The following is a 21,894-nucleotide window of genomic DNA, read 5'->3' on the forward strand; positions in this document are numbered from 1 at the left end:
TTCTTCATAGCCTGCCAGAAGCATTTGCCTACCCCCCGAAATTTAAATCCTATCTTACTTAAAAAATCTGTACATCGAATTGTAAGGGGGAAGGGGTGACATATGTGTGTCGGAGCAAAAAAGTTTTTTATCATCCTCGCCGCCGCTGGTAATTAAACGACAGATACATCGAGTCACTCGTCCGCACACTGTCAAAGCTGGATACGGAACACCAGACCTGGCGATTTAAACGTCGGGTTGATCATTTACTTCTCTCTTTTGGTAAACGTTTGCGACCCTCTCCGCCATTGCGCGCATTTCTTCCCGCAACCACGCCGGCTCCAGCACCTCCACCATATCTCGCCACTGGAAGAGCCAGCCCACCATCTCGGTGATGCCGCAGACCTCGAAGGAAACCAGGGCCGAACCATCGGGCAATTCCCCTTCGATTTTCTGGGAAGGATGATAGAGTACGTTTTTCACCCGGTGGGCCACCCGTTTGTTAAATTTGAGCAGAACCCGGCTAACTTTTCCGTCGTTGATCACGCCCCAGCTTGTAGCCATGTAGTCGGAAAGGGAGAAACCCCCGGGGTATTCAAAGCGCTCGGTGGTATAGGGAAAAATGTCTTTGATCTGGTCAATCCTGAAGACCCGGATGTCGTTTCTTTTCAGGCAGCGGCCGACCAGGTACCAGTTCTGGTGCTTGCAGATCAGACCGTAGGGCTCCACCACCCGTTCGGTCTCTTCCCCGCTGTGGGTGGTGTAGTACCAGATTTTGACCCGGTGGGAGTCCTTGATGGCCTGCACGAGCGCGTTAAAGAGGCCGCCCACCTTCTCCGGTTCGGCCAGGGCCTCTTCCACGATGTGGATGCGTTTCTGGAGCTTTTCTACCGCCAGTTCTTCGGGGTCGTAGTGGTACTTGAAGAGGGTGGAAACGAGGGCGTCTTTGATTTCGTTGAGGTGGCCGGAGAGGGCGGAGCCTTTTTGCTGGAGCAGGCTCAAAAAAATGACCGTCGCGGTCTGGGGGCTTAAACCGGGCAGGTAGCCGGCCTTTATACCCACGCGCACGGTTTTGCCGGTCTCCTGGCGGACCAGGGGAACGCGCAGGTAGTTTTCGATGGTGCTTAAGTCCCGGTAAATTTGGCGCTCGCTCACTTCAAACTTTTCGGCCAGTTCCTTGACGGTGACGCCGCCGTAAGGGGTCTTTTTGTTGAGCCAGTCAATGATCATGTTCAGCCGCAGGCCCCGCGTGGCGTCTTTTTTTGTTCTACCCGGCACGACGGACACTCCCGGCAGATATTTTTTCATCTGCTGCAAAAATCCCGTAAGCAAAAGAAGGTTGGCTGGTTCATTTCTTTACGTAATTTCGTTGGAATGCTACAATTTTCCTGCCGGGAGGAATTACTATTTTGCTAATGTTCCAAATTAAGATCGGCCCGGTAAGGCGGCAAAAAAGAGTTAATGAAGGTGTTTCTGGTTAGCAGGGAGGCGAACTTTTCTCCCAGGGCGAGGATTTCTTCAAACCGCGCCAGCTCTTCCAGCCAATTCCGGGGTATTGCCTCACCGTACTCAAAAGTACCTGTTTAACCCTGCCTCACCGGCAGTAAACGCACCGGTTCAGCCCCTTCACCCAGCCCGTCCAGGGGGATCCTTTATCCTCCCTGCCGGCGGCGGCGCGGGAAAACATATCCGCTTGAGCGTCCAGCAGGTCGAGCTGGTGCAGGAGAGCCGCTTCCAAAAACTTGGGCCGCTTGGGCGACTGCCACTCATAGCGCCCGTGGTGGCTGATGATCATGTGCAATAGCTTCAGGCGCAGGTCTTCTGGAAAATCCGGCACCCTGGCTACATAGCGGTCCAGGAGCAGTGCTCCGGAAACGATGTGCCCTAAAAGCCGCCCTTCGTCGGTCTGCTCTATGGCGCCGTGGCAGCGGTATTCATACACCTTGCCGATATCGTGCAGGAGCGCCCCGGCCACCAAAAGGTCCCGGTCGGCCTGGGGGTAATCTCTGGCGATACCGTCCGCGGCGGCGGCCACGCCGACGCTGTGGACCAATAGCCCGCCCAGCAGGGCGTGGTGGTACTGAGCTGCGGCGGGGGCCAGGCAGAAGGCTTGATAAAAATCCGGATTAGAAAAAAGAAGGGAGAGCAGTGCTTTTAAGTATGTATTGGTTAATGAATCAATCAACTGTTGGAGCTTTACTCTGGCTTCCTCCAACCCTTCAGCGGAAGGGATGAACCTTGCTGGATCAATTTGACCATTCTCTTTAACGATGGAATCGATGCGCAGCTGCACCACCCCGTTGTACGCCACGGCCTGGGCCTCCACGGCAACGATATCCCCCACTTTCAGCCGGGCTCCGGCCTCCTCGGCCCCTTCCCAAAGCCGCCCCTCCACTTCGCCGGTTCGGTCGACAAGCGTCACCGCCAAAAAATGCCCCGGGACCTCCCGGTAGGGAAGGAGCTTTTTTGACTTCAATGCGAAGATCCCGCGCACGTTCAGGCCGGGTCTAATCTGTTCAACCAGCAGTTCAGCCATTTTGACCCCCCTCTACAGTCGAGCCCTCCGTCTCCTGCTCGGCCTGCTCAGCGGGCCGCTTCTCCTCTCCGTCTCCCGGTCCTCCCTGGCAAAGATAGCCAGGTGTATCACCCTGCCGTCCAGGGCCAGACAGGAGCCGACCAGTCCTTCAGTTTTAATGCGCAGGTCTTCGCCCAAACCCACGGAAGGATAACGCGCCACCCGGGCGGCAGCTATTTTTTCCAGCAGCCTCTCGGCCGTTTTCTTTTCAGGCTCCTTTTTGTCCCGGCCGGCCTGCTCCAGGGCGTCCAGAGCGTAGCTTTCGATCATTTTTGTGTACAGCTTGTGCAGAGTAACCGGGCTGTCGAAGGCGTCGAGGCAGACGAAGCGCCCGTTGATGAAAACGGCTGCGCCCACCTGCCCCTCCAGGGGCGAAAAGGCCGCGCAGTATTTTTTCAGTTTTTCCTCATGGCTTTCGTATACACTGTTAACCGCCCCGGTGGGGGACGCCGCTCCCATTTCCCTCTGCTTGCGCTCAACCTCATCCCAGATGGCGCCCTGATCCGCGCTAAAGGCCCCGAAAGCCTGGAGACTCTCGGCAACCTGCGCAGATTTCTGGGCACGCAGGCGCGCGTAGGAGAAGCGCCGGCTTTCCGTGAACTTCTCGGCAACGTACCGCCAGCGGCCCTGCTCCACGCAGCTGACCGGGATTTTCAGGGCTACATGGGCGGCCACCAGGATGCTGGCATTCACCACCCGGTTCTGCTTCGCCCCGGTAAGGATCTCTCCGTCCATGAGGAGGACGGGGAGATCGCCTTTGTTGATCACCAGGACTTCATTCACGCTCCCGGCCTCGCTTACCTCCCGCACCTCGAGCAGGCCATACGCCAGGGCTTCGCCCAGCAAAAGGTAGCCGGGCTCCTGAAACTGCGTCCCCATCAGCGGGAAGACGGTCAGGTTCTCGAATGCCTGCGGTTCACCAACCCGCAAAGTGTGCAGGAAATTTACCAAAACTGTCACGCCCACCATCTCCTTAAAATTTACTTAACCTAATTGTACCGGGTGGTCGTGACATATCTTTGTCAATCAAATTGTCATCTGCACCATACATAGTAAAGGCCACAATGGAAAAGCTAACATGGGAGGTATAAATTGAGATGGCGGATATCACCATTCACCTGGAGCCGGTTATCAATGAGCAGGGCATAGCACGGCTGCAGTCCGCTTTAAACGTTCTGGGCGAAGATGATGAGCTCAACATCGTTATGGAAGCTGCTGACGCCCACCAGGCAGGCCGGGTTACGGAAATCCTGGAGGCAGGTGGTTTTGACTACCAGCCCCGGGGCAGCCATGACGGGAGGCTCTACCAGATCACTGCCCGCCGGAAGACGAAGTAAGGGAATTCAACTCTTTCCACCTCTGCAGTTCCTGTGCTGTTTCCCGGGGCCGGCCCAGCCAGAGGGCAAAGGACAGAAAAACCAGGAGGGTACCGCAGACCAGGGGGAAATACCGGACCGGTCCGGCCAGGAATCCCCTCCCGGCAGCCATTGCCGCGCCGTAGAAACCCAGCCCGGGGATCATCACCCCGTAGTTGCCGGCACCCAGCTCCATCACCATACCGGCAAAGGCCAGAAGCCCGCCTGCCCATATAAGCCAGGGCGACAGGTCCAGCAGGGGAACCAGAACCTCCCCTGCCCCACCCAGGCAGATGACGTACCGCCCGCAGCGGGCCAGCGGTTTGAACCAGGCATACCTTTCCATATACAGGGCATAAAAATCACCCAGGAGAAAAAATACCTCCCGCCAGGCCTTTAATTTCTGCCGCCAGTTCAGCGTCGGGGTGATCACCGGCAGGGAATCCAGGGGGTGTTTTCGCCCGGGGTAAAGGTAGCCCAAGATTTCAGGCACCAGGGCCAGGCCCAGAGCGGCAACTCCCACCGGCCACGACAGGCCAGCACCTCCGCCAAAATATTTCAGAAGATAGAACACCAGCAGATAGGTGACGGCAAAAAGCAGGCTGTGCAAAAGGCGCCGGAAAGCCGCCCAGAGGGGCAAAAAGCAAAGCCAGAGCAGGGGAGTGATGATCACCCATATCTCACCGGCCCCCGAGCCCCAGACAAACAGACCGGTAAGGAAAGCCCATGTCAGGGTCGTCACCCAGGCCAGGGGCGAATGATAATATGTGGCAAAAAAATATACTCCCGAGAACAGGTGGTAGGCAGCAAAAACGGCAGCGGCCAGCATTATAGCTTCCAGGGCCTTATTAAAAATAAGCAGTTCCTTCATGCCGGAAATGATGGCCGCAACGGCCAGGGCTCCCAGACAGAAGCCTGCCCAAAAGTAAAGCTGCCGGACACGTCCCGCTCGCCAGGATATATAGAACCCCAGGAGCAAGAGTACGATTGGCTGGTAAAACAATTGCCCGGCCAGAATAACTACAGCGGCTGTGGTCATCCCTTCTCCAAGGAACGCGGCAGGTGAAGCGGCCCCCCGGGGCCGGTGTAAAGATTCCCTTTGGTTAGACACATTGTGCACCTCCATATTTTATAATTCGACAAATGGATTTTAATCCCTGCCCTGCCATTGGAACAGGGTTGCCTGAAGATTGCTTTTTAAAACTTCAACCATTGAAGGCAGGAACCCCAGCGAAAATAGCGAAAAATTATCTTTACAATTTATATCTAACCAGTCTGGCAGGCTGGCTGGTCAACCTTTTTCTGAAGCGAAATTAAAAAATCCCGGGTGGAAAATATGCTGGTCTGTGGCAATAAACTGCCCCGGATATTTTAAAGTTGATGAGTTAATGATAAAATAACAGTAAGTCCCCGAACAGGTTAGGCGGTTCACCCGGTCAAGCGATACGGAGGTGGGAACGGTGATCCGTGTCAATGTAAAGGGAATTGCCTATGATATGTCGGGCAATCCCATTATCCTGCTGACCGATCAGGAGGAAGAAAGGGTACTACCCATCTGGGTAGGGTTGCTGGAAGCCCATTCTATCGCCGTAGCCCTGGGACAAATAGCCGTACCCCGTCCCTTGACCCACGATCTGTTCAAGTCCGCCTGTGAAGCCATGGGTGCCCGTATCTCACAGGTTGTCATTACCGACCTGAAAGACAGCACTTTTTACGCGGAAGTCCACCTGGCGCTGCCGGAACACGGTCTGGTGCTGGACGCCCGGCCCAGCGATGCGGTGGCCCTGGCCCTGCGGGCAGCGGCACCGGTATACGTTACCGATAAGCTCACGGAACATATGCTTTCAGTAAAGGACCTTTTTGACGAGGAAACCCGGGCCGAGCTAGAAAAAATATTCGAACTTGCCAGGGAATATAAAAAATCCCTGCACTAGGCAGGCGACGCACTGCACCTCCCCTTCAAAGGGGAGGTTTACTTTTTTATTTATATATGCACAGGAGATTAGGGTATAAAGGGCGGGGTAAAAATAATCTTCGAAATCAAAATACTAAAAATCAATGAAGGAGGGTACCCCATGACCAAACCTTATATCCCCGGAGACAAAGGGTACCGGAGACCCGAAACCATTGCCGACCTCCACCGCCCGCCGGGCAGCCCCCGGCCAAGGGAAATCAAATCCCAGGAGGCCCAGCTGGAAAGCGCCCACAGGCACGGAACCAATAAGGCAGTAAAGTGGCAGATGTCCTGCAAAACGGGACAGGTAGAAAGAAAAGATAAAGAGTAAAAATTGAATCAGGAGCAACTGCTCAAAAGGGCCGGGGAAAACCCGGCCTTAAAAGTCAGCGGCAGGGGGGGCTGCAGGAAGTGCGTTCCTCCACCTGCTGTTGTTCCTGCAGGCGCACAGCATACCGGATGAGCAGGCGGTATATTTCCTCCACCACTGCGGGGTCCATCCCTTTCAACCGGGCCAGGTGGGACACCCGGGCCAGGACCCGGGATTCACGGTGAGGATCCCGTACCGGGTAAATACCTGCCTTCAGTTTTCCCAGGCAGGCCACCAGGGCACTGCGCCGGGCCAGCAATTCCACCACCTGTTCATCCACATTATCGATGGCCTGCCGCAATTTCTCTATTTTTTCCCGTCGTGCATGGGAGGGAAGCATTGCCTTCCCGGCAGACCCGGTTTTAATGGAAGCAGCCCCTGAAATGCCGCCGGCAGGCTCTTTTAGTTCTTCCGGAGGAAAACCAGCATCTCCCGGCATACCCCGGTCGTCCGCGGGATAAGAACCGAGCACCCTTAAACCAGCACGCAGGGCCACTGCTGCCAGTGCCTCCTGAACCGGCTTGTCACACCTGTGGCCCATCAGATCGATGAAGAAAAGGTACTCCCCAAAACGGCGCCGGGAAGGCCGGGACTCTATGCGCGTCAGGTTGATCCCCCTGGCGGCAAACTCCCCCAGCACCTCGTAAAGAGCTCCCGGGCGGTGAGCCGCGGAAATAAGCAGGGTCGTTTTACACCCCGGCGACCAGGGACAATCCTCATGTCCCACCACCACGAACCGGGTGGCGTTGCCGGTGCAGTCATTGATTTTTTCCACCAGCACTTCCAGTCTGTACTCCCGGGCAGCCTCCGCGGGACCAATGGCCGCCCACGAAGCACCCGCGGAAGCCACCAGTTGCACGGCAGCAGCCGTGCTGTCGGTTTCCACTACCTGAACTCCGGGCAGGTGCCGGGAGAGAAACTCCCGGCACTGGGCCAGGGCCTGGGGGTGGGATAGCACCCTTTCAATTGTTTCCAGCTTTACCCCCGGAGGAGCCATAAGGCAGTGAACCACCGGGAGGATGATTTCCCCTTTTATGCGCAGGTCCGGGAAGGTATGGACCAGCAGATCCTGGGTCTGGTTGACCGCCCCTTCGCTGGAGTTTTCCAGCGGCACCACCCCTTCGGCCACCTCCCCCCGGGCCACTGCCGCCAGCACTTCATATAGGGAGGGCAGGGCTACCAGCCGGACATCTCCCGCTGGATGCCGGGCCAGATACTGCCGCGCGGCCAGCTCGGAAAAGGTGCCGCAGGGACCTAGATACCCGATTCTTTTCACCATGTCTTTGCTCCTTTCATCATGCAGCCCGGCCAACAGCGGCGGCCACGGCCCGCAATTCTTCCATCAGGGCAGCAAACTGCGCCGGTGTGAGGGACTGGGGACCATCGCAGAGGGCCCGGGCAGGTTCGGGATGAACCTCAATCAACAAACCGTCGGCACCGGCAGCCACCGCTGCCCTGGCCATAGGCCCTACCAGCCGGCGGTCTCCCGTGGCATGGCTGGGATCCACAATGACCGGCAAATGGCTTAAAGATTTCACCAGCGGCACAGCACTCAGGTCCAGGGTGTTGCGGGTGGATTGTTCAAAAGTACGAATGCCCCGCTCGCAGAGGACTATCTGCTCGTTACCTTCGGACATGATGTACTCCGCCGCCATCAACCACTCTTCCACCGTAGCCGACAGGCCGCGTTTAAGCAATACCGGCTTGCCGGAACGGCCAACCGCCTGCAGGAGGCGGAAGTTCTGCATGTTCCTGGCCCCCACCTGGAGCATATCCACATACTGCACGGCCAGCTCCAGGCTGTACTCGTCAACCACTTCGGTAACCGTGGCCAGCCCGGTCTGGCGGGCCGCCTCCGCCAGCAGTTTCAGGCCTTCTTCTTCCAACCCCTGAAAGCTGTAAGGTGAAGTGCGGGGTTTGAATGCACCGCCCCGCAGGATAACCGCCCCGGCCTGCCGCACCCTGTGTGCCGCCGCCAGCAGCTGTTCCCGGCTCTCCACGGCACAGGGTCCGGCAATGACCACCAGCTGGTTACCTCCAATGGCCGCCCCGCCCACCCGGACCACGGTATCTTCCTCCCGGGCCTCCCGGCTGACCAGCTTGTAGGGCTTCATTATCGGCACAACCCTTTCCACCCCCGGCATATTTTCCAGTCCCAGCGAATCGAGAGTGCGGCGGTCACCGACAGCACCAATAACAATCCGCCTGACCCCATAAATGGGGTGAGGAGAAAAGCCATGCTCCTTCAAGCGCATGATTACCGCTTCGACCTCCCCGGCAGAAGCCCGCCCGTCCATAACTACTACCATTTTCACCCCTCCATTTGGATAAAATAAAAAACCCGCTGCTTTCATCCCGGGGACGAAAGCAGCGGGCTTCCGCGGTACCACCCCAATTGACCGGAAAAATCCGGCCCCCTCGTACAGGGTACGGGAAAAACACCCCGCAGCAACGGGAAAAATAAAAGCTTCTCGACCCAGGGACGAGAAGCAATTTGCTTTCCGCGTTACCACCCTACTTGACCGCAAAAAGCGGCCCACCTCTTCCAGGGTACGGGAAAAGTTTTTCCGATACCCCCTTCCCGGTAACGTGGGAAGACTCCGGCGCGGCCTACTTGCCCGCAGGCGCGGGTTTCAGCCTGCATCTCCGGGGAGAACTTCAACCGGTCATGTTCTGGAGGCGCTTCCAGTCGCCGACGCCTCCTCCCTGGAGAACTGTTTCCGGCCTACTTTTCCCCTTCATTGACTTTCGACATATAATTTTAGCCATAATTATAATGAAAAAAAACCGGCAATGCAAGGGGCTGGTTGTCTTTTTTTAAAGCTTATTATTATATAAAAGCTGCCTTAACGATATCCAGCACTTTTTGAACTTTTACCGGAGCATCGGGGGCACGGCTGTCAACCGCCTCCCAGGCTGCTTCCACATCGGCGGACAGGTCTGGTTTCAGATGACCGGCAATGAAGAGATAAGAGGACAACCTTCGTTCCAGCTGAATTTTAAGCCTTTCATAAAGGGGTTTTTGCAAATATTCGTGGATGGTGTTCAGTATAGCCGATTTATCATCGGGCAGCTGTCCCTCTACTTCCCACAAAAGATTGCACATCTGGTCGCTGGCCAGGTAAGCGTGGCAGTCCAGGTGTTCCAGGAACAGGGCAATTTCTTCCACCACTTCGTCTTCTGTCAGCGGCTCAAATTCCCCGGCCAGCACCCTGTCGTAAAGGGGGGTGCCCCGGCGGGGAACAAGGGTGCGCAGGCGGATAAAATCCGGATCAATTTCGTTCAATACCTGCGCGGACTCAACGGCATGCTTTTGTGACCATTTCCTTCCCCCCAGGCCGGGCATGTAGTACTCGCTCAATTCAAAGCCCGCTTCCCTGACCTTTTTGCCCGCCAGAAGGTGCTCGGCAGCCGTGGTGCCTTTTTTCACCCCGGCCAGCACTTCGTCACAGCCCGACTCAAACCCGATGTGCAGGCGGGAAAGACCGGCCTCACGCAACCGCATCAGGTCCTCCAGCTTCTTTCTGGCCATGGTCTTGGACCTGGCGTAAGAGGTTATGCGCTCAATGGAGGGAAAATTTTCCTTGAGGTAATTTAATATTTCCACCATCTCGGCTGTCCGGATTTGCGGAGCGTTGGCATCCTGAAGAAAAACAGTCCTGGCCCCGGAGGAAAGCCAGTGGACAACATTGGCCAGGCTTTCCAGCCGCCGCTGTACAACGGAGGGCTCGCTGTAAGCCTCGCTGTAAAGTGAGGGGTTGGCGTTGATAAATGCAGCCACCACTTCCCGGTTGATGGTGCCCCGGTAGCCAAGCCGCCAGGAAGTGGCCTTGAGCTCCCCAGCCAGGGCTTTAACCGTATCGATATCGGCTTTAATCTCTGCCACACTGCGCAGGCCGTAGGGTTTATTCTTATAAGTGCGGCAAAATTCGCACCGGTTCCAGGGACAATTTCTGGTAATCCGGAGGAGCAGTGAGCGGTCGCGGCCCTCGCTGGGTGGCCTGATGGGCCCCATTTCGTGGTATCCCTTACCGTGCTGCAGGATTGCGGGCAGCATCACTTTTCCACCACCTTACCTGTTGAACTTCACTTAATGTTATAATACTTTTAATTCTTCAACCGGCAGTCCCGTCCCTGAAGGATACCCCTACCCCACGACCCCTTCGGATTTCAAGGCTTCAATGTCCTGATCCCGGTAGCCCAGTTGGCGCAGGATCTCCACCGTATGCTCCCCCGCCCCCGGTGCCGGAAAATCAGCTTTTTTCTCCACACCCTGTATCTTTAAGGGCTGGCCAACTGTGGTAATGACCCCTTCACCCGCGGGAAGCTTTATAAATAAGTTTCTGGCCCTTACCTGGGGATGCGCCGGCACCTCACTAACATCCAGCACAGGCTCAATACAGGTATCCACCCGGCCAAACAGCTCCATGATTTCGGCAAGCGTTTTGCTGCTGAAAAACTCCTGCACCGCCCGCCGCGCCTCCTCATCCTCCCTGTACTGCAGGGGCAGCAGGTCCGGCCGCCCGGCGGCATAACAAAAGTTTTCCCAGAACCTGGGTTCAAGGTTGCCCACGCTTACATAGCGCCCGTCCCTGGTGGAGTATATGTTGTAACACACCCGGCCACCGTTCAGATCTTCCGCACCGCGACGTGGTTCGCCAGCCCCGGCCAGGTACTGGGTAAGGTAAAGGCTCATCCACGACACCACCGTGTCCATCAATGATACATCTATGTAGGCGCCACGGCCGGTCTGCAGATTCTTGATGCAGGCGGCCAGGATGCCCACAACTGCCATCAACCCGCCGCTCAGGTCGGCCACCTGCACCCCGGGCAGGACGGGGGGCCCCCCGCGGCTACCCGTCAGGCCGAGGGCGCCGGCTATGGATATATAGTTGATGTCGTGTCCCGGCCGCATGCTGTAAGGGCCGTCCTGCCCGTAACCGCTCAAAGCACAATAAACCAGCCGCGGGTTTGCAGCAGAAAGGATTTCATATCCCAGACCCAGGCGTTCCATAACTCCCGGACGAAAACTTTCCACCACCACGTCGTACTCCCGGACCAGTTGTAAAAATATTTCCCGTCCCTTCAACGTTTTGAGATTTAAACGCATGGACTTTTTGTTGCGGTTGACAGCGTGAAACCAGGCACTTTCCCGCCCCACCTGAGGCCCCATTCCCCGCAGGTAATCTCCTGCCTCCAGGTCCTCAATCTTGAGCACTTCCGCTCCCAGATCCGCCAGGATCATGGTAGCATAAGGGCCCGGCAGAAGGCGCGTCAAATCCAGAACCTTTACATTTTTCAATATCCGGTACAACAGCTTTCCCTCCCCCTATTTTACGAAAATTATACCAGGATAATGTTTATTGTGGTAAGATTTAGATTAATTAAAAACAGTTAGAGCAACATAAGGAGGAGGCTATTCAGTAATATGGTAGAAAACCTGCAAAGTCTCATTCCCTTCTTTCAACCCCGGTCAATAGCACTCATCGGAGTTTCCACCAGGACGGGCCTGCAGGCTTTCAATATCCTGGAGCAGGTACTGGCCGGCGGTTACCGGGGGCGCATCTATCCCGTCAACCCCAAGGGGGGAACCCTGCTGGGCCTCCAGGTTTACCGTACGGTCAGCGAGATTCCCGAAACACCCGACCTGGCCGTAATCTCCACGCCACGGACAGCCGTAAAGGAAGTGATACAGGAATGCACAGCCAGGGGCATTAAAGCTATAATCGTTATCACTCAGGGTTTTGCCGATGCTGACAGCTGGGGAAAACAAACACAGCAGGAATTACAGGAAATCGTTTGGAACGCGGGAGCCCGCCTCGTCGGGCCCAATACTATTGGCGTTGTTAATCTTTACGAAAACTTGAATACTTCCTTTATTGGCTTTCTACGCAAAGAGGCCGACACGGCCATGATCTGCCAGTCAGGTATTTTTTTGCTGGGTGCTGCCGATTTCACCGGCGGCATCGGGCTGGGGGTGGATATCGGTAATGCGGCAGACGTTGGTTTCAGCGAAAGCCTGACCTTTCTGGGGCAGGAACCCCGGGTCAGGGTAATTAACCTGCACATGGAAGGGATCAAAGATGGTCATAGATTTATGGAAGTTGCCCGCGCGGTGACCAGAACAAAACCCGTCCTCTGCCTGAAAACCGGCCGCAGCGAGGCCGGAGCCAGGGCCGCCAGTTCCCACAGCGGTTCTCTGGCCGGCGAAGATCATGTTTTCACCGCCGCATTTAAACAATGCGGAGTCATCAGGGTGCGGGACGTGGAGGAAATGCTCTATCTGAACAAAACTTTTCTCACCTATCCCTCCATGCCCGGACAGCGAATAGCCGTGGTAACAATAAGCGGCGGTGCGGGTATCATGGCTATAGATGCCTGCAGTGCTTGCGGCCTGGAAGTAGCCCGTTTCAGCGAAAAAACCCGGGAGAAGCTGGCTGCTGTTTTTCCCGACTGGATGGAGGTAAATAATCCGCTGGACATCTGGCCGGCAGGTATGACCAGGGGGTACCTGGAAATTCTGGAACTCTCCCTGGACACGATCCTGGAGGACCCGGGCGTGGATGCAGCCCTGGTTATCAGCCCTGCTTATTTACCCCCGGAAGAAGACCCGCGCCTGGACATCTCCCGCACCATCAACCAGGCTGCATCCCGGCACCCGGAAAAACCTCTGGCCCTGTGGATATTTGGCAATTACCGGCATGAACTGGCGGCCAGGATGGAAAAAGAAAACCGGGTGGTGGTCTACCCTTCCCCGGAAAAAGCCATGGCCTCCCTGGCGACTTTATACCGCTACCTGCATGAAATTAAAGGCCGTGCCCCCGGACATCCAGCAGTTTTCACCGATTTTCATGAGGAGCGCATTGACTCCCTTCTTGCCGTGGCCATGCGGGAAGGACAGGCAACCATAAATGAAGCCGCCCTGGAAATCCTGCAGGCTGCCGGCATCCCCGTGTTACCCTCCCGGGTGGCACACAGCACCGGGGATGCCGTAAGAATAGCCAGTTCCCAGGGTTACCCGGTGGTGATGAAAATTGTCAGCCCGCAGATCTCCCATAAATCCGATGTGGGCGGGGTGAAGGTTAATTTAAAGGATGACCGGGAGGTAGCAGCAGCTTATAACGAGATGATGGAAGTAGTTTCTGCCCGGGTACCACAGGCCACCATCAAGGGAGTGCTCATTCAGCCTTACAGGCCCGGTGGAGTGGAGGTTCTCCTGGGCTGCAAGCGGGACCCCTCCTTTGGGCCGGTCCTGGTTTTTGGCCTGGGAGGGATTTACACGGAGCTGTTCCGGGACGTTTCCTTTGCCATTGCGCCGGTGGACAGGGAAAAGGCCCTGGACATGATCAGGGAAACAAAAGCTTACCGCCTGCTCCGGGGGTTCAGGGGACAGCCCCCGGCCAATATCGATGCCCTGGTGGAATGTCTCCTGCGCCTGGGCCAGCTGGTTACCAGGTGGCCTGAAATTGTAGAAATGGACATCAACCCGCTCCTGGTTGACCCGCAGGGCGCGGTGGCCGTGGATGCCCGTATAACTTTGCACACCTCCAACTTGTAGAGCCCGTGAACCTCAGGCCAAAAGCATATGGAAATTACGTTAATCGCCTCACCCAACGCTTTACGCAGCAAACTGCAGAACTGGTATTTAGAAGTTCGCAAGCAATAGTAAATTTGAAGTACCCAACCAATAAATCAAGCACTGACCATGCATATATCCTCACCGGGAACAATAAACTTGCGGTGCAGGGCACGAACAGCCCGGGAAACTTCATGAGCTTTAATAATACAGGAGATCTTGATCTCTGAAGTAGCAATCATTTCCAGATTAATGTTTTCTCTGGCCAGAGCTTCAAACATCATGGCCGCCACTCCTGCATTGGTAGCAATCCCGGAACCCACAATGGAAACCTTGGCCACATTTTCATCATACGTGTAACCCGTAGCACCAACCTGTTCCCGGATGTTTTCCAGGACAGCAAGTGTTTTTTTCAAATCACTTTTACAGATGGTAAAAGCAATATCGTTTAACCCATCCCTCATAGCACTCTGAATGATCATATCCACATTGATATTTTCTACAGCCAGGGCATGGAATATTTTCCAGGCAATACCCGGCCGGTCGTAAACATCGAAAAGGGCGACTTTGGCAATATTTAAATCATGGGTTACGCCGGTAACTATTATCGATTTTTCCACTTCGTCAGCCTCCTTAACAATGGTGCCGGGATTGCGGTTAAAACTGCTGCGCACATGCAGGGTAACACCGTGCAACTTGGCACATTCCACAGCCCGGTAGTGAAGCACCGCCGCTCCCAGGTGGGCCATCTCCAGCATCTCATCATATGATACGGTGGGCAGCTTGCGGGCATCGGGAACCAGACGGGGATCAGCGGTGTAGACACCATCAACATCGGTATATATTTCGCACAGATCAGCCTTCAGGGCCGCGGCCAGGGCTACAGCAGTGGTATCCGAACCGCCTCTCCCCAAAGTGGTAATATCGTTGGCGTCATTTACTCCCTGGAAACCCGCCACCACGACAATTTTACCCGCAGACAGTTCACGGACAATACGCTCGGTATTAACCTTAATAATACGTGCTTTTGTATGCACATTATCGGTAATAATGCCTGCCTGCGATCCGGTTAACGAAATAACATCCTCCTCCAATCTGGAAATAGCCATGGCCAGCAGGGCAATGGAAACCTGTTCCCCGGTTGACAGGAGCATATCCACTTCCCTTTCAGGCGGGTTATCGGATACTTTATTCATTAATGCAATTAATTCGTCAGTGGTATCCCCCATCGCCGAAACAACCACCACAACCTGATGTCCCTGCCGGCGATATTCCACCACCCTGCGGGCTACTCTACGGATGTGTTCGGGAGTGGCTACAGAACTGCCCCCGTATTTTTGTACTACCAGCAACGTTCTCTTCCCCCTTATGGATTCTGCTACTTGAGGCGTCCCGGCACCGAAAAATTTAAAGCCACCCGCAACAGGTGGCTCAGTCAAACGATAGGTTCGGCAGGCCAGGACACACCACTGGGTTGCGGGCAAGATCAAAGAAAAGGCATGCACATCAGGCCGCGCATAGCCATGCCCGAATCCATCATAGTTATGCCCCTGGTAGTGGTGCCAACCCAAAGCATGATCCGGCCCTCCTTAATGTAAAATGCATGGCTTAACTATAACATAAAATTCCGGACCATGCAATCGCTTGTTTTGAATTATCTACCCCATCAAGGATTTAAAGGATATAAAGCAACCGGAGCGAATGGTATATTAAAGCAGGACAAGTTCCGGATAATTTATGCCAAAATAGAGAGGATGGTAATAATGACCGGCAGCTGGCAAAAGGTAAATTTTGTTAACTCCCGAGGGTTAAACCTGGCCGGGCTATTATATGTCGCTCCGGGGAACACAGGTAGGATCATCATTAACTGCCACGGCTTTACGGGAAGCAAGGAAGGAGGCGGGCGTGCCCTGGAGCTTGGCACCGAACTAAGCCGGCGCGGGTGGTCGACCCTGCTTTTTGATTTTTCGGGTAATGGTGAAAGCGAGGGTAATTTTGCAGATCTAACTTTATCAGGACAGATTGACGACCTTACCTGCGCAGTCGACTGGGTGGTAAAAAGAGGCTATAACCAGATTGTCACCGTCGGCCGCAGTTTTGGCGGCTCCACAGTTATCTGCCAGGCAGCAAGGGATCACCGGATAGCCGGGGTTTGTACCTGGGCCGCCCCGGCCAGGTTAATGGACCTTTTCACCTCATTCACCGACGAGTCTCTGGACAGCCCTGAAGAGATGGTAACCATGGCAGGGGAAAATGGCGTCATCTATTTGAAGAAAGCTTTTTTCCGGGATCTCCAGTTATACGATGTTCCCCGGGAAGCAGCGCGCCTGACACCCCGTCCCCTGTTAATCATCCACGGTACCGGGGATGGCGTGGTCCCGCCCGGGGACGCCCGTCTGATCTTTGAGGCAGCCGGAGAACCCAAAAAGCTGGTATGGATTGAAGGAGGAGATCACCAGTTTACCGGGCATTATCTACAGGTCTGGGAAAATCTTTTTGCCTGGCTGAACAAACATTTTCCAGGCATATAAAAGCAAAGGCCACAGGGCTAGATGGGCTGACGGTGGTTTGTCCCCTATAGACACAGGTAAAGCGTTATGATATAATTGCTTTAAGTCAAACTGGTTGGGTTACCGGCAAATACTCTTCTCCTGGATGGGGGAGCGGGTAGTTTGTGTTTGGGTCCCTGAACCAGTAAGTCCCTGAAAGGAGAGGAGTATTCATGTCTTACGAGGACAAAGTGCTTACCTGCCGGGATTGCGGCGCAGACTTTGTTTTTACCGCTGGAGAACAGGCTTTTTACGCTGAAAAAGGTCTGCTGAATGAACCTACCCGTTGCCGGGACTGCCGCCGCCGGCGCAAGCAGCGCAACAACGCTGGTGCAGCTGGAATGGATCGCCAAATGTACGATACTTTTTGTTCCAGTTGCGGCGCACCCACGCAGGTGCCTTTCAAGCCCACCGGAAGAAAGCCCATTTACTGCCGTGAGTGTATGGCCGTAAACCGGCGGGCAAGCTTCCGCTAGATCATTACAGATCTCAAAAGCCTACCTGGAGAACAGGTAGGCTTTTTTGTTGAATACTGGAGAAAAATAAGCGGGTTGTTTTATAATAACAATTGTATCAATGCATGTTTGGAAGGTGATTTAAATGATCGATCCCGTAGCCTTTCAGATTGGCCCTTTACAAATTCGCTGGTACGGCATTATTATGGCCACCGCTTTTTTAACCGGCATTTATTTAGCTTTACGCCGGGCAGAGCAAAACAGAGTAGATCCCAACCACATCTTAAACATGGTAACCCTGATTATACCGGCAGCCATTATTGGCGCACGGGCATATTATGTTTTTTTTGAATGGCCAAGCTATCAGCATAATCCCTGGGAAGCGCTGGCCATCTGGCATGGCGGGCTTGCCATCCACGGCGGCCTGCTCGGAGGTACACTGGCAGGAATATGGTATGCCCGGAGACATAAACTCTCTGTTCCATTGCTGGCCGACATCCTGGCTCCCAGTATTATCCTGGGCCAGGCCATTGGCCGGTGGGGTAATTTTATCAATCAGGAAGCACACGGTGGCCCTGTATCCCCGGAGTTTATGGCTTATTTTCCTGAATTCATCCGCCGGCAAATGTTCATTGAAGGCCAGTATTATCATCCCACCTTTTTATATGAATCCCTGTGGAATTTGGCAGTGTTTACTTTTTTAACGTGGTACTGGCCCAGAAAACGCTTCACCGGGGAAGTGGCGCTTTTATATCTGGGCCTTTACTCGGCCGGACGCTTCTTTATCGAAGGTTTGCGTACCGACAGCCTTATGCTGGGACCTGTTCGGGTAGCCCAGCTGGTGAGCCTCCTGCTGATTATACTTGCCCTGGCAGGGATATGGTACGGGCGTAATAAAGCCGGAACCGGCAAATCCCTGAGGTGAAGCACCGGCCCCATGAACAATAACTTTTTTTGACTCCCCCGGCCGGCAACAAGGTAAACTTGCCTCTTTGTCCACTTTATGGTAAGCTCAAGATATGATGAGATTGGGCATCTCTTGTCACAACCGGTCGTTTTAACTTGCAAGGAGGGGAACCCGTGGCCAAACACCGGTTGGAGGAGCTAAAATTCGAGCTTTACGGGCTGGCCATAATTACCCTGGCCCTGCTGGGCATGGCCAGCCTGCTGACCCCGGCGGCAGGAACGATAGGGCACTTTTTAGCCAGGGGTCTGACAATTACCGCCGGAAACGGTCGCTATTTATTGCCCGTAATTCTCTTTTGTTTTGGGGTTAAAGTTTTACTCGAAAAAAAACTAGGTAGCTTCAATTCCCGGGTCTGGGGCCTGTTAATCCTGCTGCTCAGCACCCTTACCTTTGTACACCTGTTTATACCCCCGGATAAGTTTTTCAGTGCTGCCCGGGAGGGGCAGGGCGGCGGAATAGTGGGGGCAGTTTTGAGCTATTTTCTTTATCTCTGTTTCGGCACTGCCGGAAGCTATATTTTACTGGGGTTTCTTACGATAACGGGTCTTATCCTTCTAACCGGCCAGTCCCTGGCCAAACTCACGGGCACTGCGATTAAGATTATACGTGAGGCTATAAAGGACGCGGGGAAGCGTTTATCTGACTTTCTTTTTGAAGAAGTCCCGGAACCGGTAATACCTGAAAAAACAACTCCTACCACGCCACCGGCGCAACTCCAGAGAGGAACCCGTACTACGGAGACACAGGAACGTCAGGATTTTTCGAACCACAGGCAAAAGGAAAGACGCAGAAATAACACCCGGGAGCAGGAAGAAATAGCATCAATAGAGAAGGAAGTCAAGGAAGTGGCTACCCGCGCCCTGGCCGACGGTCGCCCCTATCGCCTGCCCTCCACTGCCCTTTTAACCAAACCCCTGGTCAGGGATAACTCCCTGCTGGAGAGGGAAATTGCCGAGAAAAAGCGGATTCTTGAAGAAACCCTGGCCAGTTTCAACATCCAGGCGCAGGTAACCCATGTATCTATAGGCCCGGCTATCACCAGGTACGAAATTCAACCTCCGGCAGGTATTAAAGTAAGCCGCATTATGGGGCTGGCCGATGATATAGCCCTGGCCATGGCTGCTCCCGGTGTACGCATTGAGGCACCTATCCCGGGGAAAGCGGCTGTGGGCATTGAGGTACCAAACCGGGAAATAGCTACCGTACATTTAAGGGAGCTTCTTGAAAGCAGGGAATTTAAAGAAAGATCTTCGCGGCTAACCGTTGTTCTGGGCCGCGATATAGCCGGCGCTCCCGTCATTGCAGATCTTGGTAAAATGCCCCACCTGCTGGTGGCCGGGGCTACGGGTTCGGGGAAAAGTGTGTGTATCAATACTTTAATTGCCAGCATTTTATTTAAGGCCACCCCGGATGAAGTTAAATTTCTAATGATAGACCCCAAAATGGTGGAATTAACCACTTACAACGGTATTCCCCATCTGGTAGCACCCGTCGTTACCGATGCCAAGAAAGCTGCCGGAGTTTTACGCTGGGCAGTAAAGGAAATGGAACGACGCTATGAACTTTTTGCTGGCCTGGGGGTCAGGGACATCAAACGTTACAACGAACTATTTCAAACGACAGAGAACGAAGCAAGCGCTGGTGAAACAACGCCTGCCAAAACCCGGGAGGAAGGTCCCCTTCCCTATGTAGTAATTATTATTGACGAGCTGGCTGACCTGATGATGGTTGCCCCGGCCGATGTGGAGGATTCCATCTGCCGGCTGGCCCAGATGGCCCGCGCAGCGGGGCTTCACCTGGTGGTAGCTACCCAGCGTCCCTCGGTGGATGTAATTACCGGCCTGATTAAAGCTAATATTCCCTCCCGCATCTCCTTTGCCGTTTCCTCCCAGATGGACTCCCGAACCATCCTGGACATGGGAGGAGCAGAAAAACTGTTGGGTAAAGGGGATATGCTCTTCTTCCCCGTGGGTGCTCCAAAGCCCATGCGCGTACAGGGAGCCTACCTGTCGGATCAGGAAGTGGAAAATCTGGCCTCCTTCTTGAAGGAACAGGCCCAGCCGGTTTACAACCAGCAGGTAATGGAAGAACCACCGGTGGAGGAAGATAAACCCGGAGAGGAAGAAGAAGACGAACTCTTACCACAGGCAGTAAAAATACTTATTGAAAACGGCAGTGCATCCATATCCATGCTGCAGAGAAGATTGCATATAGGATATGCCCGCGCTGCCCGTTTAATCGACATTATGGAACAACGGGGTATTGTGGGTAAATTTGAAGGCAGTAAACCCCGGGCCATTTTAATGACCATGGAACAGTACCAGCAAATGTTTGGCCGGACTGGTTGACTTCTTCCCACACCGGTGGTACATTTTTAGTAAAGAACAGGGGATGAAATTACAGGGGGCGGAAATAAAATGTTTGACTGGTCGATTTTTTATGCAGGCATGGCTATAGTTCTGGGTATAGGTGTTCTGGCAGCCATTTTTGCCGGACCAGTAGAGCAAGTCATGGAAAAGGTTGAAGAAAAAGCCAGTGGCAGAACCCACTAAATACGCCAGTAAATAAGTGCCGGCACCCTGCATTACCGGGGAGCCGGCTGTTTTATTTTTTTTCTTCGGCAAGCTTTTCGTGAAAGGCATGGCCTGGTGGTTAAGGGTGACAGGGAACGCCTTTAAATGATATACTAAGGGTAAAATTATCAATGACAGGAAGTGGGGTATGTCCATGGTTACAGGCAGGAAATCCAGGTGGAGGGTTCCGGTGCTGATTTTAAACCTTTTCTTTGCACTTCTTCTGGTATCGGGATGTTCCTGGACCGGACAGCGGGCACCAGCCAACCAATCACCGGATCCTTCCCCACCCCAACCGCTATACGTCGCTGTTTATTATGTAAAATCCAATGACCAGGAGAGTTATCTTGTCCGGGAAATACACAAAATACCGCAAACGGACAAGCCGGCTTTAAAAGCGGTAGAAGAATTAATTTCCGGGGAACCATCCACACCAGGAGCCATGCGCATCTTACCTGCCGGAACCAGAGTCCTTGACGTATCAGTGAAGGACGGCCTGGCCACAGTCAACTTTTCCAGGGAGGTACTGGAACAGCCCGGTACAGGTGCTGAAGGGGAAGCCATGGCCATCCAAAGTGTGGTCAATACCTTAACCGAGTTCCCGGAAATTCGCCAGGTATCCTTCCAGGTAGAGGGCAAGGTGGATGAACGCACTCTGGACTGGTGGGGCCACGTAGGCTTATATGACCAGCCATTTCGCAGGGATTTATCCAGGGTCTATGAGCCTGCTATATGGGTCACTCACCCCACGCCGGATCAGGTAATAGGAGTGCCCCTGCTGGTTAAAGGAAGCGCCAGGGTTTACGAAGGTACGGTTAACGCCAGGTTGCTGGACAGCCAGGGCCGGGTTCTGGCCAGCGCTTATACAACCGCCACCAGGGCTGCTCCCGAGCGGGGAGATTTTGAGATGCGGCTCAGCTTTAAGCCCCCCCAGGATGGCAAAGGGACACTGGAAGTCTACTCCATCAGTGCCAGGGACGGCAGTATTGAAAATAAGGTGACCATACCCGTCAGATGGCCATAAAACATTGTATGTCCTGACTCATCCCCATAGTAACAACCAGAAAAGAAAGCGAGGTTCCAAGATGACCAGAGAAAAAAATAAACCCGGTTCCGTAGAAACAGCCCAGGGGGAATCCATTGAACATCTCATCAGGCGAGTGAAAAGAGAATTGCTCTGGGTCCTGGCCAGCAGCGTTGTTGCTTTTGGTCTCGGCCTCCTTGCCGGAAATTTAATCAAGTTTTAGCTGGCTCCCGGCAAGCAACCAGATAACCGCGGCCAGAGCTATTAGCGCTGTACGCAAAACAATCGTTGCCCTTCCCTGCACCAGCCCCTTCATTTTCATCCATTCCACCACGGCACAGGGCAATATCAATACCCCAAAAATTAGCCTCGCCAGAGGACGGAAAGCAGGGTAACCAAGGGTAAAGATCCATAAAATCAATGCCCAGGCCAAAATAGCCAGAGCAAGTTTAACCGGACCGGGTAAATTTCGAAATAACACGACACCAATACCTCCAATTTAATATTTCTACTATTA

General features: G+C 54.2%; 21 protein-coding genes. 11 read left to right on the forward strand and 10 right to left on the reverse strand.

From position 1 onward, the window contains the following. Positions 1 to 225: 225 nt before the first annotated feature. From BUB44_RS08050 to BUB44_RS08060, 3 genes are all read right to left on the reverse strand, one after another. On the reverse strand, positions 226 to 1,257 hold the full coding sequence (locus BUB44_RS08050) for a helix-turn-helix transcriptional regulator (protein ID WP_114362128.1): 1,032 nt from the start codon (positions 1,255 to 1,257) through the stop codon (positions 226 to 228). Between the two features lie 316 nt (positions 1,258 to 1,573). Beyond that, the gene (locus tag BUB44_RS08055; protein ID WP_073164967.1) at positions 1,574 to 2,515 is read right to left on the reverse strand and encodes a 3'-5' exoribonuclease YhaM family protein; all 942 of its coding nucleotides are present in this window, start codon (positions 2,513 to 2,515) and stop codon (positions 1,574 to 1,576) included. Between the two features lie 12 nt (positions 2,516 to 2,527). Next, positions 2,528 to 3,514, reverse strand: coding sequence for an ARPP-1 family domain-containing protein (locus BUB44_RS08060; RefSeq protein WP_073164969.1), 987 nt, complete (start codon positions 3,512 to 3,514; stop codon positions 2,528 to 2,530). Positions 3,515 to 3,651: 137 nt separating this feature from the next. Between BUB44_RS08060 and BUB44_RS08065 the strand changes: the two genes are divergently transcribed. Then, positions 3,652 to 3,891: a hypothetical protein gene (locus tag BUB44_RS08065; RefSeq protein ID WP_073164972.1), complete on the forward strand. Its 240-nt coding sequence runs from the start codon at positions 3,652 to 3,654 to the stop codon at positions 3,889 to 3,891. Here BUB44_RS08065 and BUB44_RS08070 read toward each other — a convergent pair. Beyond that, positions 3,866 to 5,020, reverse strand: a complete 1,155-nt coding sequence (locus tag BUB44_RS08070) for a hypothetical protein (RefSeq protein WP_073164975.1) — start codon at positions 5,018 to 5,020, stop codon at positions 3,866 to 3,868. The genes BUB44_RS08065 and BUB44_RS08070 overlap by 26 nt on opposite strands. A gap of 349 nt (positions 5,021 to 5,369) precedes the next feature. On the opposite strand from BUB44_RS08070, the gene BUB44_RS08080 reads away from it, so the two are divergent. Both BUB44_RS08080 and BUB44_RS08085 read left to right on the forward strand, forming a co-directional pair. After that, on the forward strand, positions 5,370 to 5,843 hold the full coding sequence (locus tag BUB44_RS08080) for a bifunctional nuclease family protein (RefSeq protein ID WP_027355370.1): 474 nt from the start codon (positions 5,370 to 5,372) through the stop codon (positions 5,841 to 5,843). Positions 5,844 to 5,984: 141 nt separating this feature from the next. Beyond that, on the forward strand, positions 5,985 to 6,194 hold the full coding sequence (locus BUB44_RS08085; RefSeq protein ID WP_034634125.1) for a hypothetical protein: 210 nt from the start codon (positions 5,985 to 5,987) through the stop codon (positions 6,192 to 6,194). A gap of 55 nt (positions 6,195 to 6,249) precedes the next feature. Here BUB44_RS08085 and pheA read toward each other — a convergent pair whose 3' ends face one another. From pheA to BUB44_RS08105, 4 genes are all read right to left on the reverse strand, one after another. After that, positions 6,250 to 7,509, reverse strand: a complete 1,260-nt coding sequence (pheA, locus tag BUB44_RS08090; protein WP_073165039.1) for a prephenate dehydratase — start codon at positions 7,507 to 7,509, stop codon at positions 6,250 to 6,252. A 19-nt stretch (positions 7,510 to 7,528) separates the two neighbouring features. Then, positions 7,529 to 8,542, reverse strand: a complete 1,014-nt coding sequence (aroF, locus tag BUB44_RS08095) for a 3-deoxy-7-phosphoheptulonate synthase (protein ID WP_073165042.1) — start codon at positions 8,540 to 8,542, stop codon at positions 7,529 to 7,531. A gap of 521 nt (positions 8,543 to 9,063) precedes the next feature. Further along, positions 9,064 to 10,290 (reverse strand): radical SAM protein, encoded by a 1,227-nt coding sequence (locus BUB44_RS08100; protein WP_073164980.1) that lies wholly within the window; start codon positions 10,288 to 10,290, stop codon positions 9,064 to 9,066. 90 nt (positions 10,291 to 10,380) lie between these two features. Next, positions 10,381 to 11,547 (reverse strand): CaiB/BaiF CoA transferase family protein, encoded by a 1,167-nt coding sequence (locus BUB44_RS08105; RefSeq protein WP_083543160.1) that lies wholly within the window; start codon positions 11,545 to 11,547, stop codon positions 10,381 to 10,383. Between the two features lie 114 nt (positions 11,548 to 11,661). Between BUB44_RS08105 and BUB44_RS08110 the strand changes: the two genes are divergently transcribed. After that, positions 11,662 to 13,791 (forward strand): acetate--CoA ligase family protein, encoded by a 2,130-nt coding sequence (locus BUB44_RS08110; protein ID WP_073164983.1) that lies wholly within the window; start codon positions 11,662 to 11,664, stop codon positions 13,789 to 13,791. A 134-nt stretch (positions 13,792 to 13,925) separates the two neighbouring features. Here BUB44_RS08110 and BUB44_RS08115 read toward each other — a convergent pair whose 3' ends face one another. Then, positions 13,926 to 15,161, reverse strand: coding sequence for an aspartate kinase (locus BUB44_RS08115; protein WP_073164986.1), 1,236 nt, complete (start codon positions 15,159 to 15,161; stop codon positions 13,926 to 13,928). A gap of 411 nt (positions 15,162 to 15,572) precedes the next feature. Between BUB44_RS08115 and BUB44_RS08120 the strand changes: the two genes are divergently transcribed. The 7 genes from BUB44_RS08120 to BUB44_RS15385 all read left to right on the forward strand — a co-directional run bounded on the left by BUB44_RS08120 (position 15,573) and on the right by BUB44_RS15385 (position 21,600). Beyond that, complete coding sequence (locus tag BUB44_RS08120) at positions 15,573 to 16,340, forward strand: alpha/beta hydrolase (RefSeq protein WP_027355379.1); 768 nt, start codon at positions 15,573 to 15,575, stop codon at positions 16,338 to 16,340. A gap of 191 nt (positions 16,341 to 16,531) precedes the next feature. Beyond that, positions 16,532 to 16,834 carry a zinc-ribbon domain containing protein gene (locus tag BUB44_RS08125; protein WP_073164989.1) on the forward strand — a complete coding sequence of 101 codons (303 nt, stop codon included), beginning with the start codon at positions 16,532 to 16,534 and terminating at the stop codon, positions 16,832 to 16,834. A 124-nt stretch (positions 16,835 to 16,958) separates the two neighbouring features. Then, the gene (gene lgt / locus BUB44_RS08130; protein WP_073164992.1) at positions 16,959 to 17,738 is read left to right on the forward strand and encodes a prolipoprotein diacylglyceryl transferase; all 780 of its coding nucleotides are present in this window, start codon (positions 16,959 to 16,961) and stop codon (positions 17,736 to 17,738) included. Between the two features lie 155 nt (positions 17,739 to 17,893). Beyond that, complete coding sequence (locus BUB44_RS08135) at positions 17,894 to 20,128, forward strand: FtsK/SpoIIIE family DNA translocase (protein ID WP_073164995.1); 2,235 nt, start codon at positions 17,894 to 17,896, stop codon at positions 20,126 to 20,128. A 69-nt stretch (positions 20,129 to 20,197) separates the two neighbouring features. After that, positions 20,198 to 20,332: a hypothetical protein gene (locus tag BUB44_RS15975; RefSeq protein WP_259499610.1), complete on the forward strand. Its 135-nt coding sequence runs from the start codon at positions 20,198 to 20,200 to the stop codon at positions 20,330 to 20,332. Positions 20,333 to 20,543: 211 nt separating this feature from the next. Next, the gene (locus BUB44_RS08140) at positions 20,544 to 21,377 is read left to right on the forward strand and encodes a Gmad2 immunoglobulin-like domain-containing protein (protein ID WP_242655901.1); all 834 of its coding nucleotides are present in this window, start codon (positions 20,544 to 20,546) and stop codon (positions 21,375 to 21,377) included. A 61-nt stretch (positions 21,378 to 21,438) separates the two neighbouring features. Further along, positions 21,439 to 21,600: a hypothetical protein gene (locus BUB44_RS15385; RefSeq protein ID WP_157832934.1), complete on the forward strand. Its 162-nt coding sequence runs from the start codon at positions 21,439 to 21,441 to the stop codon at positions 21,598 to 21,600. Here the strand turns inward: BUB44_RS15385 and BUB44_RS08145 are convergent. After that, positions 21,586 to 21,858: a hypothetical protein gene (locus BUB44_RS08145; RefSeq protein ID WP_073164998.1), complete on the reverse strand. Its 273-nt coding sequence runs from the start codon at positions 21,856 to 21,858 to the stop codon at positions 21,586 to 21,588. The two genes, BUB44_RS15385 and BUB44_RS08145, sit on opposite strands and share 15 nt — an antisense overlap. Between the last annotated feature and the right edge of the window lie 36 nt (positions 21,859 to 21,894).

The organism is Desulfofundulus australicus DSM 11792 (assembly GCF_900129285.1).
GTDB lineage: Bacteria > Bacillota > Desulfotomaculia > Desulfotomaculales > Desulfovirgulaceae > Desulfofundulus > Desulfofundulus australicus.

What these genes read in the sequence shown, in the direction of transcription:
- BUB44_RS08055 (WP_073164967.1), bottom strand. Translation starts at nt 2,515, where the DNA reads ATGGCTGAACTGCTGGTTGAACAGATTAGACCCGGCCTGAACGTGCGC.
- BUB44_RS08065 (WP_073164972.1), top strand. Translation starts at nt 3,652, where the DNA reads ATGGCGGATATCACCATTCACCTGGAGCCGGTTATCAATGAGCAGGGC.
- BUB44_RS08085 (WP_034634125.1), top strand. Translation starts at nt 5,985, where the DNA reads ATGACCAAACCTTATATCCCCGGAGACAAAGGGTACCGGAGACCCGAA.
- aroF (WP_073165042.1), bottom strand. Translation starts at nt 8,542, where the DNA reads ATGGTAGTAGTTATGGACGGGCGGGCTTCTGCCGGGGAGGTCGAAGCG.
- BUB44_RS08100 (WP_073164980.1), bottom strand. Translation starts at nt 10,290, where the DNA reads ATGCTGCCCGCAATCCTGCAGCACGGTAAGGGATACCACGAAATGGGG.
- BUB44_RS08110 (WP_073164983.1), top strand. Translation starts at nt 11,662, where the DNA reads ATGGTAGAAAACCTGCAAAGTCTCATTCCCTTCTTTCAACCCCGGTCA.
- BUB44_RS08120 (WP_027355379.1), top strand. Translation starts at nt 15,573, where the DNA reads ATGACCGGCAGCTGGCAAAAGGTAAATTTTGTTAACTCCCGAGGGTTA.
- BUB44_RS08125 (WP_073164989.1), top strand. Translation starts at nt 16,532, where the DNA reads ATGTCTTACGAGGACAAAGTGCTTACCTGCCGGGATTGCGGCGCAGAC.
- lgt (WP_073164992.1), top strand. Translation starts at nt 16,959, where the DNA reads ATGATCGATCCCGTAGCCTTTCAGATTGGCCCTTTACAAATTCGCTGG.
- BUB44_RS15975 (WP_259499610.1), top strand. Translation starts at nt 20,198, where the DNA reads ATGTTTGACTGGTCGATTTTTTATGCAGGCATGGCTATAGTTCTGGGT.
- BUB44_RS15385 (WP_157832934.1), top strand. Translation starts at nt 21,439, where the DNA reads ATGACCAGAGAAAAAAATAAACCCGGTTCCGTAGAAACAGCCCAGGGG.